This is a genomic window from Mesoflavibacter sp., from assembly GCF_964226795.1.
Classification (GTDB): Bacteria; Bacteroidota; Bacteroidia; order Flavobacteriales; family Flavobacteriaceae; genus Mesoflavibacter; species Mesoflavibacter zeaxanthinifaciens.
In genome coordinates this window covers 185234-202559 of the sequence record NZ_CAXQQP010000005.1, presented here as the reverse complement: position 1 = coordinate 202559, position 17326 = coordinate 185234, and the positions used below count along the sequence as shown (strand labels likewise).

The window sequence follows — 17326 nt, the reverse complement described above, 5'->3', positions numbered from 1 at the left end:
GAAAATTAAAATTTAACATTAAAAATCAATCAATTACATAAAATATTAGCAGTTTTAAGGGATATTTTACTTAAAAATTATAGAAAACTAAAAAAGAACATAACATTAAGTTAACATTACGTTGAAGATAAAAGATGAAATTTGCCATAATAAATTAACCATAATTAATGGAAAACATATACTTATTCATGATAATTGCTTTAGCTATTTTAGCTATTGCAGATCTTGTTGTTGGAGTTAGTAATGACGCTGTAAACTTCTTAAATTCAGCTATTGGCTCTAAAGCTATCTCTTTTAAAACTATAATGATTGTTGCTAGTATTGGTGTTGCTTTAGGTGCCATATTTTCTAGTGGTTTAATGGAAGTTGCTAGAAAAGGAATTTTTAATCCTGGCGAATTTATGTTTGATGAAATCATGATCATCTTTATGGCGGTAATGATTACAGACATATTACTACTAGACTTTTTCAACTCTGTTGGTATGCCTACCTCAACAACAGTTTCTATTGTATTTGAATTATTAGGTGCTGCAGTTGCAGTTTCTTTAATTAAAATCTGGTCTGATGGCGGAACTTCTTCAGAATTAATAAACTATATCAATACATCTACTGCAACAAAAATTATCCTTGGTATATTACTCTCGGTGGTTGTTGCATTTACAGTTGGTGCTATTGTACAATGGTTTACCCGTTTACTTTTATCCTACAACTTTCAAGAAAAAGCGAATTGGGTTGGCGCTTTATTTGGTGGTATTGCATTAACTGCAATTACATATTTTATTTTAATAAAAGGGATAAAAGGTACACCTTATGCCGATTTAAAATTTGAATATACCAATGGTCTAACCATTAAAGAATACCTAGAAAGTAATGTTATAAACATTATAGGGATTAACCTTGTTGTATGGAGTGCTATTTCTTTTGGTTTAATAACCGCATTAAAACAAAACATATATAAAATCATAATTTTAGTAGGTACGTTTGCCTTAGCACTTGCTTTTGCAGGAAACGATTTAGTAAACTTTGTTGGTGTATTTATTGCGGGTTGGCAATCGTATCAAGAGTATGTTGCACAAGGTTTACCAGCTTCAGAATTATCAATGAAATTTTTATCTAAAGCTGTAGAAACGCCTACCCTACTTCTTTTTATAGCAGGTATGATAATGGTAGTTACCTTATGGTTTTCTAGTAAAGCAAAAGACGTAGTAAAAACATCTTTAGACTTATCTAGCCAAAGTAACACAAAGGAACGTTTTCAGCCTAACTTTTTATCCCGTGGATTTGTTAGATCTGCAATGTTAATGTCTCAGATGTACTCTTATGTTGTACCTAACTCGTGGCAAGAAAAAATAAATAAGCAATTTGAAACTCCTGCTATTGATTTAACATTAAAAGAAGAAGATATACCTGCATTTGACTTAGCTAGAGCAGCTGTTAACCTTATGGTTGCTGCAGTACTAATATCTTTAGCTACATCTTTAGGGTTACCATTATCCACAACATACGTTACATTTATGGTAGCAATGGGTACATCTTTAGCAGATCGTGCTTGGGGCGCAGAAAGTGCTGTGTATCGTGTTGCTGGTGTAATTAATGTAATAGGCGGATGGTTTTTTACCGCTTTTATAGCTTTTGTCGCATCTGCATTAATTGCTTACTTACTACATCTTAATGTAAAGGTTATGACACCTATATTATTACTTATTGCATTTACATTATTAGTAAGAAATTATATAGCTCATAACAAGAAAAACTCAAAAGCTAAAGAAGAAGACAGCTTATTTAAAGCAGAAAGTAGCTCTGTCCAAGGAGTAATTCATGAAAGTGCCGATAACATAGCTAATGTTGTAAAGAGAGGAAACAAAATTTACACCAATGCAGTTAATGGCTTAGCTAAACAAGATATAAATGCGTTAAAGAAAAATAGAAGACAAATCACAAAACTATCTAATGAAGTTGATGATTTAAGAGATCATATTTTCTATTTTATTAAAAACTTAGACGAGTCTAGTGTTGAAGCAAGTAGTTTTTACATTAACATTTTGGGTTACTTACAAGACATGACGCAATCATTAGATTACATATCTAAGATTAGCTACAAACATGTACATAACAACCACAAAAAACTTAAATTCAACCAACTTAAAGAACTAAAGTTAGTAGACGAAGCTTTAGAAAAGCTATTAATGGATACAAAAGATGCTTTTAAATCTCGTTCTTTTGAAGATATAGCACGCATTTTAAACAACAGAGGTAAAGTGTACGACTTGGTAAAAGAAAAAATACAAATGCAGGTTGAACGTACTCGTACTGAAGAATCTTCACCTAAAAATACAACACTTTATTTTAGTTTATTATTAGAAACTAAAGATTTACTTAGTGCTACAATGAACTTACTAGACGAATACAATCAAGCTTTTGACAGTAAGGTACCACCAGCTAGAGTGGCTGAAAACGAAGAAGAATAAATCACTTTAATTAAAAATATCAACTAAAAAGCCTCAATAATTGAGGCTTTTTTAATGCTTAAATTTTGACTTTAACAAAATTTAAACATCTATACCATGTTAGAGAGCGTAAATAAAGTAACTCAAAAATTTAAACTATTTATGAAAAAACTAACATTAGTAGCACTAAGCGCAATATTTTTAACTGCTTGCGTTTCAAAAAAGAAATATTTAGCCTTAGAACAAGAAAAAGGTGAAATTAAAAGTGAACTAACTAAAACCAGAGTAGAAAAAGAAGAACTTGAAAAAAAGTTTGCCATTATAGAAGCTAGAGTTCAAAATTACAACTCTAAAATTAATAACCTTACCGAAGAAGTTGGAGAGCTTACAGAAGAAAACAAAACAAAATTTGATGCAGTTGGTAACAAAGCTGTTATTTCAGAACAATCAAAAATTGGCATGCGTAAAACTTTAAGTAAGGTAGACCCAGAAGTGATGAAGTATGTAACGACTCTTGAAGATTCTATGAACTTAGCTTTATCTTTAAACCTTAAAAAATTTGTTGATGAAAGTGAAATTGATGAAAGCGATGACATATCAATAAATATTGACGAAACTGTAGTAATGATTTCAATTTCAGATAAAATGCTATTTAATACAGCTAGCTATAGAATTAATAACAAAGCCAATAAAGTATTAAAAAAAGTAGCAGATGTAATTAAGTCAGAACCAAGCTTAAATGTTATGATTGAAGGTCATACAGATTCAAGAACCATTAATACAGACAAAATACAAGATAATTGGGACTTAAGTGTACTACGTGCAACTTCTGTTGTTAGAGCATTACAAAAAGACTATGGTGTACCGCCAGAGCAATTAATTGCAGCTGGAAGAAGCAGTTACCAACCACTAACCGATAACGACAGTAAAGAAAACCGCGCTAGAAACCGTAGAACACGCATTGTAATATTACCAAATATTGATAAGTTTTTTGCACTAATGGCCTCTAGTGAAACGCTAGAAGCTAACGATATGTAAATTATAAATCTATAATTTGAAAATAAAAAAGAGTAGACATAAATCTACTCTTTTTTATTTTATATTGTTTACAATAAACTACCTCATTTTATCAGCTACTTTTTCTAGCTCGCTGTACCAATCTTCTCCAAACTTTCTTATTAAAGCGTCTTTTACAAATTTATAAATTGGTACTTGTAATTCTTTACCTAGTGAGCAAGCATCATCACAAATATCCCAGCGTTCATAGTTTACTGCAGAAAACTCTGTATAATCTTTAACTCGTATTGGATATAAATGACAAGATATTGGTTTTTTCCAATCTATTTCACCTTTATTAAAAGCCTCTTCAATACCACAAAGCGCAGTTTTTTTGTCATCAAAAATAACATAGGCACAATCTGCATTGTCAATTAAGGGTGTTTCAATTTCGTCCCAGTCGTTAGTTGTAGATGTTCCTTGTGCTTCTATAGCTTCTATACCTTCTTTACGTAAAAAAGGTTTAACCTTCGGGTAGATTTCTTCAAGAATATCTGCCTCTTCTTTAGACAAAGGTGCACCAGCATCTCCATCTATACAACATGCACCTTTACAAGCCGATAGATTACAGACAAAGTCCTTTTCAATAATATCTTCAGAAACAATAGTTTTTCCTAACTGAAACATTTTGATTTAATATTTTTTGCAAATATAGAGCTATTTGTTTCAAAAAAAAGACCTTAAAAAGAAATCAATATTTCGCTTGAATTTCAACGAATTAAAACTAATTTTGCGCCAAATTTAAACCCTAATACTATGTCGTTAAGTTTTAAAGAAATCTTTACCGTATTTATGGTCCTTTTTGCTGTAATTGATATTGTAGGTAATATTCCTATTATTATAGATTTACGTAAAAAAGCTGGTCATATTCAAAGTGAAAAAGCAGCTATTATTGCTGGTATTATTTTGATTGCATTTTTGTTTTTAGGTAAAAGTATATTAAATCTAATTGGTATTAATGTTAACTCTTTTGCTGTTGCAGGTGCGTTTATTTTGTTTTTTATTGCTTTAGAAATGATTTTAGGCATCACCCTTTATAAAGATGAAGAAACTAATCCAATGACAGCTTCTGTTTTTCCGTTAGCGTTTCCGCTTATTGCTGGACCTGGAAGTTTAACAACATTATTATCGTTACGTGCAGAATATAGTATCCAAAACATAATTGTAGCAGTAGTTTTAAATGTTATAGTTATTTACATTGTTTTAAAAACATCAAGACGTATAGAGCGACTAATAGGTCAAAACGGTATACAAATTATTAGAAAAGTTTTTGGTGTAGTATTATTAGCTATTGCTGTAAAACTATTTACCGATAACATTAAAATCTTATTAGCTTAAATATTGTATTTTTGTATAAACTTTTACAAAGCATTTATACATCTTTAAACTAATGAAAATCTTTATACATATTCTTACATTATTAGCTGTAGCATTAATTATTTTTAACGCTACACAATTAAATCTTGACGCTTTACTAGAAGGACAAAGTTTAATTGCTCTAATTACAATTGTTGCCTCTTTGTGCGCTATAATGTTACTTCAAATTTTACGTATTTCTAAAAAAATTGAAGCTAAAAGTAAAGGACTTTAAGATGAAAGATACAATTATTATTGGTGGTGGCGCAGCTGGACTTTCTTGTGCATTGGTTTTAGGTTCTGGGTTAAAAAAACCTTTTGCAGAAGGAAAAAATGTTGCTATTATTATGCATCAAAAAGCTTCGCATTTACAAACTGCATTATTTAATAACGTATTAGGATTACAACCTGGCACATTAGGTGATGATATTCTTAAAGATGGAAAAGAGCAATTAGCTAACTTATATCCAGAAGTAGAGCAAATAGAAAAAGAAAAAGTAAAAAAAATTGAAGAAACTAACTTTGGCTTTACTGTAACCACTAATAAACAAAGCTACGACACTAAACGTGTAGTAGTTGCTGTTGGATATACTAATTTATTAGACATTGAAGGTCTTGAAAGTTACATAAAACCTCATCCTAGAGCTGTTATTGAAAAAGATAGAATCTGGTTAGAAAACAAAGATCATTTAGTTAAAAAAAACCTATATGTAGCAGGTACATTAGCTGGTTGGCGTAGTCAATTTGCAATTGCATCTGGTAGCGGTGCACATGTTGCTACAGATATTTTAACAATTTGGAATAATGGCAAGCACACTAAAGTGCATGATAAGGCGTAGGTGATTTTAGTCTTACAGAAAAGATTACTCTTCAACTTCTACTTTCTGATGTAATTGGATTACCTTATCAATCATATCATCGTGTTTGTTAAGTATTTTATGGTAAGCACCAAAACCATATAGCTGTTCTGCTATTGTAGCTTTTAGGTAATGCTTAACTTCTTCTCTATAGGCTACAAAAACAATGTTAGATCTTGTTTTAATTTTCAAATACTCTTCAAAATCTTTAATCATATTATCCTCTACTAAATAATTATCAAAAAAGTCTTGTCTTGATATAGAAGAGTAATAATTGCGGTCTTTTTCTATTTCTTCAAAAATGAAATTATTAAAAAAACCTTTTCTTTCTAAAAAGCTAAGTGTTTCGTTTTCCATTTTTCTGTTTAAAGGCACAAAAACATCTGGTATAATTCCGCCACCACCATACACCACTTTTCCTTTTGGTGTTGTAAATTTTAAAGAGTCTGCCACTTCAATTTTAGATTCGTCAATTAGCTCACCACTTTTCATTCTGTACGAATAATCATCATAGTAATCTGTATTACCATTAGCGTAAGACCTTTGTATAGATCGCCCTGTTGGTGTATAATATTTAGATACTGTTAAACGTACTGCGCTACCATCTCCTAATTGCATTTCGCGTTGGACTAAACCTTTTCCGTAAGATCGTCTTCCTACAATTGTACCTTTATCGTTATCTTGTAAAGCGCCTGCAATAATCTCTGAAGCTGATGCTGAATTTTCGTCTATCATTACAAAAAGTTCACCATTTTCAAAATCTCCTTTAGATGTTGAGTAGCTTTTTTCTATATCTCCTTTTTTGTTTTTTGTATAAACAATAAGTTTATTGTCCTCTAAAAATTCGTCAACAATATTCACAGCTATTTCTAAAAATCCTCCAGGATTTTCTCTTAAGTCTAAAACTAGACTATTTGCACCTTCTTTTTTTAAACGTTTTAATGCTTTTTTAAACTCTTTGTAAGTGCTTTCTGCAAAACGATTAATTTTTATGTAACCTAAATCTTCGGTTAACATGTATGCTGCATCTACACTTTTTATAGGTACAACATCTCTTGTTACGTTAAAGGTTAAAAGTTTGGGTTCGCCTTTTCTGTAGACTTTTAACTTGACTTCAGAATAACGCTTACCTCGTAAAGTTTCTACTAAACTATCATTTGTTTCGCCTAAAAGAGATTTTCCGTTTGCTTCTAGTATACGGTCGCCACCTTTTATTCCTGCTTTAGCACTTGGACCGTTTTCAACAGTTTTTATTACTGTTATTGTGTCTTTAAATGTGTAAAAATTAATACCAATACCCACAAAATTTCCTTTCATGTTTTCGGCAGAACGTTTCATTTTATCTTTAGGAATATAAACCGAATGTGGATCTAAGTTATCTAATATTCCGTTTACGGTAACGTCTACTATACTATCTGTATTGACATCTTCTACGTATTCGTAATCTATATAATCAATTAGCCTATTTAACTTGTCTTTTTTACTGTTTGATGTAAATAGTTTATCTGATGTGTCTCCAAAGTCTAAATTACCACCAATAAATATGCCTGCTGCTACTGCTAGTCCTATTATAAATGGTATGTAAACTTTAAATTTTGACATTATTCTTCTAATTGTTCTATATGTTCTACTTGTATACCTGCTTTGGTTAAAAATTTTATACCAGAATCGTCTTTATATCCTTGATTATATACTACGCGTATTATACCTGCTTGGTGTATTAGCTTACTACACTCTTTACACGGTGATAGTGTTATATATAATGTTGCTCCTTTACAGGATTGCGTTGATGAGGCTACTTTTAATATTGCATTAGCTTCGGCATGTAAAACATACCATTTGGTGTAACCTTCTTCATCTTCGCAAAAATTTTCGAAACCTGTTGGTGTTCCGTTATAACCATCAGAGATTATCATTCTATCTTTTACAATAACTGCGCCAACTTGTTTGCGTTTACAGTAAGATAATTTTCCCCATTCTTTAGCTATACGCAAATACGCCTTATCGTATTTTAATTGTTTTTTTTTGGACATGTAGTTAGTTTTTGTCGGATGTTTAGGTAGACAAACAAAAAACCTAACCCAAACCTATAACGAAGATATAAGGTTAGTATTTTAATTACAATTTAAAAGGATAAGTTTTATGAAAACTTTAGATAAAATTGGCTCTTTTTAATATTTAATTACTACAAAATCCAATTATCTATTAACATCGGAATTACTAGTCCTATTACTATTGAAGAGACTACCATCATCCAATCTCTTTTAGAAAACCTAAATATTGTTTGAAATATGTATCCTAAAAATAGAACAATAAAGACTATTATTATTTGCGCTATTTCTATACCTAAAGCAAACTCTAATAAAGCTATAAATTTATTATCGCCAGATTCTAAGTTCATTCTAAATTCTCTTCCAAAACCAAAACCGTGTATTAAACCAAAAAACAATGTCGACACAAATAGAATACCTATTTTCTGGCTATTTTTTTGCTTACCAGCAGTAAACACATTGTAAACTGCCATAATTAAAATGGTAATTGGTATTAAAAACTCAATCAAACTTGCTTGTACACGTACATGACCATAAACAGACAAAATTAAAGATAAAGTATGTCCTACTGTAAACATGGTAACCAGTAATAAAACGCGTTTCCAATCTCTAAATAAATAAGGTACAGCTAATACGATTAAAAATAATACATGGTCATATGCGTTAATATCTAGCACATGATTCATTCCATATTGTACAGTTTGCCAAAAGTCGTTAAACATTAGGTGTTATTTTTAGGGTTGGGTAAATATACAAAAAGTAAAAAAACGCAAAAGTAATTTCAATATTTACTTGTGTCAAAACTTAAAACTTATTTTTGGTTGTATCTTCGCCAAAAAAATACTCAATTCGCATCTAATACTAATGGTAAAAACAATTTTTAAATTTATAGCACTTACACTTCTATTTTCAATATTAACCTTAACTAGTTGTAAGGAAAATAAAACACCAGTAGAAAAAAATGAGATTACTAATATTGCTACTTTAGAATATAAAATTAGCTCTAAATTAGGTGAAGGCGCTATATGGAATTATAAAACTGAAGAATTATACTGGGTAGATATTGAAGGGCAAACACTAAATATATATAACCCTAAAACAAAAAATAATAACGTAATTAAAATACCATCAAAAATAGGAACCGTTGTCCCTTACACAAAACAGCAAGCGGTTATAGCTCTTGAAGATGGTATATATCAGGTAAATTTAGACAACGGAAAATTAAATCAAGTTTCTGATATTGAAGCTTCGATGACCGAGAACCGTTTTAATGACGGAAAGTGTGACCCACAAGGAAATTTTTGGGTTGGTTCTATGCATTTAAAAGAATCTTCACCTAAAGCAAGCTTATATAAAGTAGCACCTAACGGAACTACAACAAAAATGATTGATAGTGTTACAATTTCTAACGGAATTGTTTGGTCTAAAGATGCAAAAACCATGTATTATATAGACACACCAACCAAAACCATTAAAAGTTATGATTACGACATAAAGACCAGTACAATTTCTAACGAAAAAGTAGCAGTTAATGTCCCAGAATCTTTAGGCTATCCAGACGGAATGACTATTGATCAAAATGATATGTTATGGGTTGCTTTATGGAATGGTAATGCTGTAGCGCAATTTAATCCAAAAACAGGACAGCTAATTTCAAAAATAGAAGTACCTGCACATAATGTAACATCTTGTGCTTTTGGAGGCAAAAACTTGGATGTTTTATATATCACAACGTCTACCAACGATATGACAAATGAAGAAAGAGAAAAATATCCTCTAGCAGGATCTATTTTTAAATATAAACCAGAAGCTAAAGGCAGACCAGCTTTCTTTTTTAAAGAAGCAATTAGATAAAACAAAAAACAATATTAATTCTTGCTATTATAGTAGGAATTTGTAAATTTAATACTTGGGAAATTCAGAAAAAATGAAGAAAAGCATCACATTAAAAGAGTTATCAAAAATATTAGGTGTTTCAATATCAACAATATCTAAAGCATTAAATGATAGCCCAGAAATTAGTCATGATACCAAAACTAAAGTAAAAGAACTTGCTGCACTTCATAAATATCAACCTAATGTATTAGCTAGAAATTTAAAATCTGGAACTACCAAAACCATAGCTGTAGTTATCCCAAGTGTACAAAACTTCTTTTTTGCACAAGTTTTATATGGTATTGAACAAGAAATTGCAAAAACAGACTACAACTTAGTTGTTAGTCTTACTAATGAATCTTTAGAAAAAGAATCTAATAACTTAAACCATTTCTCAAACGGAATTGTAGACGGTTTTATAGTAACCGCTTCTGAAGAAACTCAAATTAAAAAAGAATATACCCATTTTACATCTGCTCTAGATAACAAAAAAGCTATTGTCATGTTTGACAGAGTAGTTAAAGATATTAATTGTGATAAAGTTTTGGTAGATGATAAAGAAGCAGTTTACAAAGCTACATCACATTTAATAAAATCTGGAAGAAAAAAGATAGCACTAGTATCAACTATTAGCAACTTAACAGTTGGTAAATCAAGAATAGCAGGTTATAAACAAGCCCTTAATGAAAACGGAATAGAGTTTTTAGAGTCTTATGTAGTATCATCATCCGAAGAAGGTATAAAAAAAGAAACAGATTTATTTTTAAGTAATAATCAAACAGATGCTATAATAGCATTAGATATTCAATCATCATTATCTGGTCTAAAATCTGTTAAAGAAAAAGGATTAGAAATACCTAAAGACGTTGCTATTATTGGCTATTCTAGTGAAAGAACAGCATCTCATCTAACTCCAGAATTGTCTACTATAAGCCAAAATGGTATAGAAATAGGAAGAAAAGCCACAAAATTATTGATAGATCGATTAAAATTCCCTGAGAAACCATTTGAAAATATAGTAGTCGCTTCAATAATCCAAAACAGACAATCCTCATAAAAAAAGTCTTCTAAACAACACATTTAGAAGACTTTGTACTCAAGGTGGGAATCGAACCCACACTTCCGAAGAAACCGGATTTTGAATCCGGCGCGTCTACCAATTCCGCCACTTGAGCAATTAGGAAGTGCAAAATTAAATATAATTTTAATCTTTTATACTAAAAATAGCTACTAATGTCTTTTAAAGCTGAAAAATTATACTAAATTTGCACCTCAAATAAAAATCTGTAGTCTTAAGTGCTGCTTAACAACACATTACTATGTCTAGTACAACAACAGAAGCCAAAATATTTTCTATAACGCAAAGTAAAACTTTAGCAGAAAAAATTGCGGCTGCTTACGGTACTAATCTAGGTAAAATAATTACCTCAACGTATAGCGATGGAGAGTTCCAGCCTTCTTATGAAGAATCTATAAGAGGAACAAGAATTTTCATAATTGGATCTACAAATCCTAGTTCTGAAAATTTAATGGAAATGTTATTAATGATAGATGCCGCAAAACGTGCATCTGCAAGACACATAACAGCAGTACTACCTTATTTTGGTTGGGCTAGACAAGACAGAAAAGACAAACCAAGAGTACCAATTGCAGCAAAATTAGTTGCAAAAATGTTGGAAACTGCAGGAGCAACTCGCATTATAACAATGGATTTGCATGCAGACCAAATACAAGGGTTCTTTGAAAAACCAGTAGATCACTTATTTGCATCTACTATATTTTTACCTTATTTAAAGGAGTTAAATTTAGACAATTTAACTATAGCTTCTCCAGATATGGGAGGATCAAAACGTGCCTACGCATACTCTAAAGCATTGCAAAGCGATGTAGTAATATGCTATAAGCAACGTGCTAAAGCCAATGTAATTTCTCATATGGAACTTATTGGTGACGTAACGGGTAAAAATGTTGTATTAGTTGATGATATGGTTGATACTGCTGGAACATTAACCAAAGCTGCCGATTTAATGATGGAAAGAGGAGCAAAAAGCGTAAGAGCGATTTGTACTCATCCAATATTATCTGGCACCGCTTATGAGAGATTAGAAAACTCTAGATTAGAAGAGTTAATTGTAACAGATTCTATACCTCTTAAACAAGAAAGCAAAAAAGTAAAAGTTTTAAGCTGCGCAAATTTATTTGCAGAAGTAATGCATAACGTACACCATAATGCATCAATAAGCTCAAAATTTATAATGTAGAAATAATTAAATAAATATAAATAACAATTATGAAATCAATTACAATCAACGGATCTCAAAGAGAAAGCGTGGGCAAAAAAGCAACAAAAGCCTTACGTAATGCTGGTCAGGTTCCTTGCGTATTATACGGAGGAGACAACCCAGTGCATTTCTCTGCACCAGAATTAGCCTTCTCAAAACTAGTATACACGCCAAATGCGCATACAGTTGTGATTGAGCTGGAAAATGGTGACACTTACAATGCTATTTTACAAGACATTCAGTTTCACCCAGTAACAGATAATATTTTACACATTGACTTCTATCAATTATTTGATAACAAAGAAGTAACAATGGAAATTCCTGTACAATTCACAGGTAACTCTAGAGGTGTAAGAAATGGTGGTGTTTTACGTAAAAACAAACGTAGCTTACGTGTAAAAGCGTTACCTGGTAATTTACCTGATTACATCGAAGCAGATATTACAGATTTAAAGATTGGTAATAAGCTTTATATTACTGCTTTAAACAGTGAAGACTTCAAATTTATGCACCCAGACAACACTGTAGTTTGTCAAGTAAGACGTTCTAGAGCATCTATGGCTGTTGCTGCTGACGATGAAGATGAAGATGAAGACGTACCAGCAACTGAAACAGACGATGTTGCTGCTGTAAAAGAATAAACTCTTTTTAAACTCATAAATAAAGCATTCTGATAATTCAGGATGCTTTTTTTATTTTTGAAAAAAAACTTTAATAAGATGTGTGATTTTTTCAAAAAATTATTTAAAAAAATCCAACTGTATTAGTTAATAAACAAAACCCTATGAAAAAATTTTTAATTGTTGGCTTAGGAAATATTGGCGAAAAGTACACAAATACAAGACATAATATCGGTTTTAAAATTTTAGACCAATTAGCGTCTAAAGAAGAATTAACTTTTGAGACAGTTAAACTAGGAGGTGTTACCACTTATAAATTTAAAGGAAGAACATTTATACTTTTAAAGCCCAGCACCTATATGAATCTTAGCGGAAAAGCTGTGCAATATTGGTTGACTAAAGAAAAAATACCCTTAGAAAACTTATTAGTTATCACAGACGACTTAAATCTACCTTTTGGAACTTTACGTTTAAAAACTAAAGGTAGTGACGGAGGACATAATGGCTTAAAAGATATTCAAGAAAAATTAAACACTACTAAATACAATAGATTTAGATTTGGTATAAGCGACGCATTTAGTAAAGGTAGACAAGTAGACTATGTTTTAGGAGAATGGGATGAAGAAGAAAACCAAAAACTACCCGAACGCTTAGATAAAAGTATAGAACTAATTAAATCTTTTGGCACAGCTGGAGTTAATAACACAATGAATACCTTTAACGGTAAATAAAAAAAGGAAGCTAAATTAGCTTCCCTTTTTTTTACTACTATGCTAAAAATCAATCTATAATAAGTTTTTTAGTTTTAGTATTTTCTCCATCTATTACATTAAGTATATACATTCCTGACTCAACATCATTTAATCTAATTTGTTGAATAAAATCATTTGAGTTTTTAAAACTTTGATAAAATACTTTTCTTCCTCTTATATCATAAACATAAATTTCTACATCTTCTTTAAAAACTGTATTTTTCATTTTAATGGTAAATTCTCCATTATTAGGATTAGGATAAACACTAAACTCAGTGTTATTTAAAACATCATTTCCAATTGATAAAGCACTAAACAAGCACAACTCTAAATCAAAAGATAAAATTGTTCCTCCATCTTCAGGACCATAAGTATCATCTACAGATAAGGTCCAATTTCCTGCAGACATTTCTCCGTTTAATAAAGACAAATCACCTTCTGGTATAAACACTCCTGTAAAAGGAGCACTACCTGTTGTAATAGAAGCTGTCGCATCTTGATCAAAAACTGTATTAGTATAATTATCCGAACTACCTCCATTTCCTGTAGTTAACTCTATAATTGTTCCTGCAGGACTTATCAAAGAAATATCTAAATCACTATTCCAAGTATGATTAATACTTATCGTAACATTAACATCTGCAATAGGTGCATCTTCTAAAATATTAATTACGGAAGTATAATTAGCATCTGCTCCAGTTGAAGCAATTGTAATTGGTAAATCTGTTGCACTATAAACAGTACATTCTACATCACATACATCTCCAACACCATCTCCATCTGCATCTGCTTGGTCTGCGTTTGAAGTATAGATACAATTATCTGAAGTATTTAAAATACCGTCATTATCAATATCATCGTCACACACGTCTCCTATTCCATCTCCGTCTACATCTGCTTGATCAAAATTTGGAGTATTTACACAATTATCAGATCCATCTGGTATACCATCTCCATCTGTATCATTCTGCGGAGAGCCACAAATCTCGATTGACCAATTTACTAAATCTCCAGTATCAAAACCGTAGCTATCTATAACTTTTAATGTCCAATCTCCAGAAGAAAACTCAGAGTTTAATATAGAAAGCGCTTCGGTAGGTTGATAAACACCAGTAAATGGCGCTGTACCACTTGCAATTGGGTTAGCAGCATCATCATCAAATACCGTGTCTGTATAATTCATACCCGAACCACCATTTTCAAAACTTAAATCTATCTCTGTACCTGCAGGACTAACTAATGAAACCGTTAAGTCTGAAACATAAGAGTGAGTAATATTAATTGTAACATTTACATCTATTATAGAGCTAACATCTGTAACTGTAATTATAGAAGATATTCCTGTGGTATTACTATCTGGTATCGCAATTGGTGTATCATTAGAAGTATATGTATTACACGCTATGTTTGCTGTTTCAAAATTTGAAGTAGCATAAGCACCATTACCACAATCGTTTACAGCTCTAACTCTCCACCAATACATTGTTTGAGTTGCTAAGCTTGTTGATGTGTAATTATTTGATGTTAATGTTTGACTATCTATTATAGAAGTAAAACCAGAATCTGTAGCAATATCTAACTCATAAGAAGTCGCATTTGGGTCTGCATCCCATGTAAACACAGCATTAGATGGCGCTACATCTGTCACGCCTAAAGCAGGTGTTAAAGTGTTAATGGTTGAAAAATTTGTGTCATTTACATTGAATTCTACATTTGCAGAACTAGTAATTGAACCTGATGTACCTGTTAGCGTAAACGGATAATTACCTATTGACAAACCTCCGATACCTGTTACTGTAACTGTTACTGCTGTTCCGTCTGCTGTAGCTGTTGTAGGAGTTATAGTTGCAGTTGTACCTGCAGGTAAACCAGAAGTAGAGAAAGTGGTTGTTCCTGAAAAACCTAAAAAAGTATTGTAAGTAAAATTAAACACAGCGTCATTAGGACTACAAACATCAACAGGAGTATTATTTGCTGTTATAACAAATTCTGATTCTTGTATGTTAAAATTAGTAGTATTAATTGCATAAAAAATATTGTTATTACCTTCTACCATTACTCTTGCTGTAGCAGTATCTCCGCCAGTTACAGGAACTGTAATATCATGCGCACCATCATTTGGCACATTAGTAGCTAATATAAAAGGATAAGTAAAACCACCATCTGTAGACAGTTTTATATTAACTGTAGGTGTGTTAACAGAACCAGTATCTGTACCAGCTACATCCCATGTGATTGTTTCTGTAGAACCAGCGTCCCATGTAACCGCAGAAGTTTGAGAAGTGACAGCAAATGGTCCAGAACTACCATCTACTGTTACGGTCATGGTATCAAAATCGCTTTGAGGTGTTTGACCAACTCCGCCAGCATCTGATCTATCTCTTACAGTTAAAGCAAAGTTTAACGTTCTACCTATGGTAGATACGGTTTCCCAAGAACTATTATCAAAAGTTTCTACAGGGTTAGTTTCTGTTAATTCACCTGCAATAACTCTTTCAATTATTGGCATATATCTATCTGGATTAGTACTTGGTGGTCTAGATCTCCATACAGGACCTGTATGCGCTGGTCCAAAAGACGTACTAGTTGTAGATCCGCTATCTATTTGTTCCCAAGTATAAGTTAATACATCTCCAGAATCCGCATCAGTAGCAGCTCCTTTTAAGACAAAAGCAGTACCATTAGGTATTGTATAATCTAAACCAGCATTAGCTACTGGAGGATTATTTGTAATAGCTGTTGTTGTTGCACAATTGTTTGGTGCTGATGCTACATTTGTTAAAATCTGATTAATACTATGATAATGAAAATAAGCATCACTATGATCTTGCACATCATTTGCACCAGTAATACCAGCATATCCCATAATTGTTGTACCACTTCCTGGTTCTGAATTTACACCAGTTCCTTCTGTATTAAAAGCAAAGGTATGATTAGCTCCCATTTGATGACCAATCTCATGAGGCACATAATCAATATCAAAAAAGTCTGACATGTAAGCTCCACCATCATTATCTAAGAAAGAGTGAGAAGAAAACCCGCTTCCTTTTTGATTATCTTCACAAACACAGCCAATACATCCTGCATTACCATTATTACCTCCATAAGCAAATAAATGTCCAATATCATAATTTGCTTCTCCTACGGTACTTGTTAATTCGTTTTGCAATTGGCTATTAAAGCTACCCGTGTAAGGATCTGTTGTTGGATCAGGAAAAATAATTTCTGTTCCTGTAACTAATGTAAATGTTATTGCCATATCCACTTCATAAACCTCATTTACTCTGTTTAATGTAGATACAACTTGCGCTAAAGCATCTTGTTGAGCGTCTCCGTTTGCTGCGTTACCATCATCCCAAAATTGGGTATATTCTCCGTTTGTAGAAACTGCAATTCTATAATCTCTTAATAACTGGTCATTTGCATCCATTATTCTAGACTGACCTATGTTTTGATCTCTATTTTTAGTTTCATCAGTTAGACATTCAAACCTCTTAACATCTTCATTTATAGATTTTCTTTTGTAAGCTATATGTTCTACATTAGAAAATCTAGACACTGGTTGTATTAATGTTAATTCTTGATTTGCTCGTGTAATCATAACATTAACACCTAACGGAGTTACGCTAAACCTAACTCTAGTAGTAACATCGTTTACAAGAGAACCTAAATAGGTTTTTATATTAGGATATTGTATCGATAATTCTTTAGATAAAACAGGAGCTTCCACAACTCTAAATTGAAGTGTTTTACCAGTTTCATCAGGTATCGACACAATTGTACTGGACTGACCATTAGAACTTGACCTTAATGGAGCGCTTTGTAGTTTTGCTTTAAAAGCTTCAATATCCAGACTAAATAAAACTGAACTATTAGAATCAAACTTCTTTAAGTTAACATTTTCAATACTATTACTTGATATTTTTTTCCATGAATTTTGCGCTAAACCAGAAAAAAAAGATAAAATGAAGACAGTTAAAAGTAGTTGTTGTTTCATAATTTAAAATTTCAATTGCTTATAAAAATAGTT

At 31.6% G+C, this 17326-nt stretch carries 15 protein-coding genes and 1 tRNA gene; 10 read left to right on the top strand and 6 right to left on the bottom strand.

Translation table 11 applies throughout. The features are described from left to right. Positions 1-167 precede the first annotated feature (167 nt). Both ACEQT4_RS03200 and ACEQT4_RS03195 read left to right on the top strand, forming a co-directional pair. A complete protein-coding gene (locus ACEQT4_RS03200) occupies positions 168-2468 on the top strand; it encodes an inorganic phosphate transporter (RefSeq protein ID WP_370225981.1) in 2301 nt (766 codons plus the stop codon). A 141-nt stretch (positions 2469-2609) separates the two neighbouring features. Beyond that, complete coding sequence (locus ACEQT4_RS03195) at positions 2610-3485, top strand: OmpA family protein (protein WP_106677509.1); 876 nt, start codon at positions 2610-2612, stop codon at positions 3483-3485. A gap of 78 nt (positions 3486-3563) precedes the next feature. Here the strand turns inward: ACEQT4_RS03195 and ACEQT4_RS03190 are convergent, their stop codons facing one another. Then, complete coding sequence (locus ACEQT4_RS03190) at positions 3564-4130, bottom strand: DUF3109 family protein (RefSeq protein ID WP_370225980.1); 567 nt, start codon at positions 4128-4130, stop codon at positions 3564-3566. A gap of 129 nt (positions 4131-4259) precedes the next feature. Between ACEQT4_RS03190 and ACEQT4_RS03185 the strand changes: the two genes are divergently transcribed. From ACEQT4_RS03185 to ACEQT4_RS03175, 3 genes are read left to right on the top strand one after another with little or no spacing between them, the layout of a single operon-like run. Continuing rightward, positions 4260-4841 carry a MarC family protein gene (locus ACEQT4_RS03185; protein ID WP_027879542.1) on the top strand — a complete coding sequence of 194 codons (582 nt, stop codon included), beginning with the start codon at positions 4260-4262 and terminating at the stop codon, positions 4839-4841. Between the two features lie 52 nt (positions 4842-4893). Next, complete coding sequence (locus ACEQT4_RS03180; protein WP_304142519.1) at positions 4894-5094, top strand: hypothetical protein; 201 nt, start codon at positions 4894-4896, stop codon at positions 5092-5094. Between the two features lies 1 nt (position 5095). Beyond that, entirely contained in the window at positions 5096-5698 is a 603-nt protein-coding gene (locus ACEQT4_RS03175) for an FAD-dependent oxidoreductase (RefSeq protein WP_106677319.1), read from the top strand. A 24-nt stretch (positions 5699-5722) separates the two neighbouring features. On the opposite strand, the gene ACEQT4_RS03170 is transcribed toward ACEQT4_RS03175, so the two are convergent. The 3 genes from ACEQT4_RS03170 to ACEQT4_RS03160 form a co-directional block, all read right to left on the bottom strand. Further along, complete coding sequence (locus tag ACEQT4_RS03170) at positions 5723-7318, bottom strand: S41 family peptidase (RefSeq protein ID WP_370225979.1); 1596 nt, start codon at positions 7316-7318, stop codon at positions 5723-5725. Further along, positions 7318-7749 carry a dCMP deaminase family protein gene (locus ACEQT4_RS03165; protein WP_027879546.1) on the bottom strand — a complete coding sequence of 144 codons (432 nt, stop codon included), beginning with the start codon at positions 7747-7749 and terminating at the stop codon, positions 7318-7320. The genes ACEQT4_RS03170 and ACEQT4_RS03165 overlap by 1 nt, the downstream gene beginning before the upstream one ends. A gap of 152 nt (positions 7750-7901) precedes the next feature. After that, the gene (locus ACEQT4_RS03160) at positions 7902-8489 is read right to left on the bottom strand and encodes a HupE/UreJ family protein (RefSeq protein WP_370225977.1); all 588 of its coding nucleotides are present in this window, start codon (positions 8487-8489) and stop codon (positions 7902-7904) included. A gap of 142 nt (positions 8490-8631) precedes the next feature. Between ACEQT4_RS03160 and ACEQT4_RS03155 the strand changes: the two genes are divergently transcribed. Both ACEQT4_RS03155 and ACEQT4_RS03150 read left to right on the top strand, forming a co-directional pair. After that, a complete protein-coding gene (locus ACEQT4_RS03155; RefSeq protein ID WP_370225976.1) occupies positions 8632-9621 on the top strand; it encodes an SMP-30/gluconolactonase/LRE family protein in 990 nt (329 codons plus the stop codon). A gap of 73 nt (positions 9622-9694) precedes the next feature. Beyond that, positions 9695-10699, top strand: coding sequence for a LacI family DNA-binding transcriptional regulator (locus ACEQT4_RS03150; protein WP_370225975.1), 1005 nt, complete (start codon positions 9695-9697; stop codon positions 10697-10699). A gap of 36 nt (positions 10700-10735) precedes the next feature. On the opposite strand, the gene ACEQT4_RS03145 is transcribed toward ACEQT4_RS03150, so the two are convergent. After that, positions 10736-10817: transfer RNA gene (locus tag ACEQT4_RS03145), tRNA-Leu, on the bottom strand. Between the two features lie 144 nt (positions 10818-10961). Here ACEQT4_RS03145 and ACEQT4_RS03140 point away from each other — a divergent pair. The 3 genes from ACEQT4_RS03140 (at position 10962) to pth (ending at position 13275) form a co-directional block, all read left to right on the top strand. Then, positions 10962-11903, top strand: coding sequence for a ribose-phosphate pyrophosphokinase (locus tag ACEQT4_RS03140; protein WP_223077988.1), 942 nt, complete (start codon positions 10962-10964; stop codon positions 11901-11903). Between the two features lie 29 nt (positions 11904-11932). Beyond that, positions 11933-12565, top strand: a complete 633-nt coding sequence (locus ACEQT4_RS03135) for a 50S ribosomal protein L25/general stress protein Ctc (RefSeq protein ID WP_027879551.1) — start codon at positions 11933-11935, stop codon at positions 12563-12565. 143 nt (positions 12566-12708) lie between these two features. Next, positions 12709-13275 (top strand): aminoacyl-tRNA hydrolase, encoded by a 567-nt coding sequence (gene pth / locus ACEQT4_RS03130; protein WP_370225973.1) that lies wholly within the window; start codon positions 12709-12711, stop codon positions 13273-13275. Between the two features lie 49 nt (positions 13276-13324). On the opposite strand, the gene ACEQT4_RS03125 is transcribed toward pth, so the two are convergent. After that, on the bottom strand, positions 13325-17293 hold the full coding sequence (locus ACEQT4_RS03125) for a reprolysin-like metallopeptidase (RefSeq protein WP_370225972.1): 3969 nt from the start codon (positions 17291-17293) through the stop codon (positions 13325-13327). Positions 17294-17326: the final 33 nt, after the last annotated feature.

Coding starts and splice junctions, on each gene's coding strand:
- ACEQT4_RS03200 (WP_370225981.1), top strand. CDS start 168: ATGGAAAACATATACTTATTCATGATAATTGCTTTAGCTATTTTAGCT.
- ACEQT4_RS03195 (WP_106677509.1), top strand. CDS start 2,610: ATGAAAAAACTAACATTAGTAGCACTAAGCGCAATATTTTTAACTGCT.
- ACEQT4_RS03190 (WP_370225980.1), bottom strand. CDS start 4,130: ATGTTTCAGTTAGGAAAAACTATTGTTTCTGAAGATATTATTGAAAAG.
- ACEQT4_RS03185 (WP_027879542.1), top strand. CDS start 4,260: ATGTCGTTAAGTTTTAAAGAAATCTTTACCGTATTTATGGTCCTTTTT.
- ACEQT4_RS03180 (WP_304142519.1), top strand. CDS start 4,894: ATGAAAATCTTTATACATATTCTTACATTATTAGCTGTAGCATTAATT.
- ACEQT4_RS03175 (WP_106677319.1), top strand. CDS start 5,096: ATGAAAGATACAATTATTATTGGTGGTGGCGCAGCTGGACTTTCTTGT.
- ACEQT4_RS03170 (WP_370225979.1), bottom strand. CDS start 7,318: ATGTCAAAATTTAAAGTTTACATACCATTTATAATAGGACTAGCAGTA.
- ACEQT4_RS03165 (WP_027879546.1), bottom strand. CDS start 7,749: ATGTCCAAAAAAAAACAATTAAAATACGATAAGGCGTATTTGCGTATA.
- ACEQT4_RS03160 (WP_370225977.1), bottom strand. CDS start 8,489: ATGTTTAACGACTTTTGGCAAACTGTACAATATGGAATGAATCATGTG.
- ACEQT4_RS03155 (WP_370225976.1), top strand. CDS start 8,632: ATGGTAAAAACAATTTTTAAATTTATAGCACTTACACTTCTATTTTCA.
- ACEQT4_RS03150 (WP_370225975.1), top strand. CDS start 9,695: ATGAAGAAAAGCATCACATTAAAAGAGTTATCAAAAATATTAGGTGTT.
- ACEQT4_RS03140 (WP_223077988.1), top strand. CDS start 10,962: ATGTCTAGTACAACAACAGAAGCCAAAATATTTTCTATAACGCAAAGT.
- ACEQT4_RS03135 (WP_027879551.1), top strand. CDS start 11,933: ATGAAATCAATTACAATCAACGGATCTCAAAGAGAAAGCGTGGGCAAA.
- pth (WP_370225973.1), top strand. CDS start 12,709: ATGAAAAAATTTTTAATTGTTGGCTTAGGAAATATTGGCGAAAAGTAC.
- ACEQT4_RS03125 (WP_370225972.1), bottom strand. CDS start 17,293: ATGAAACAACAACTACTTTTAACTGTCTTCATTTTATCTTTTTTTTCT.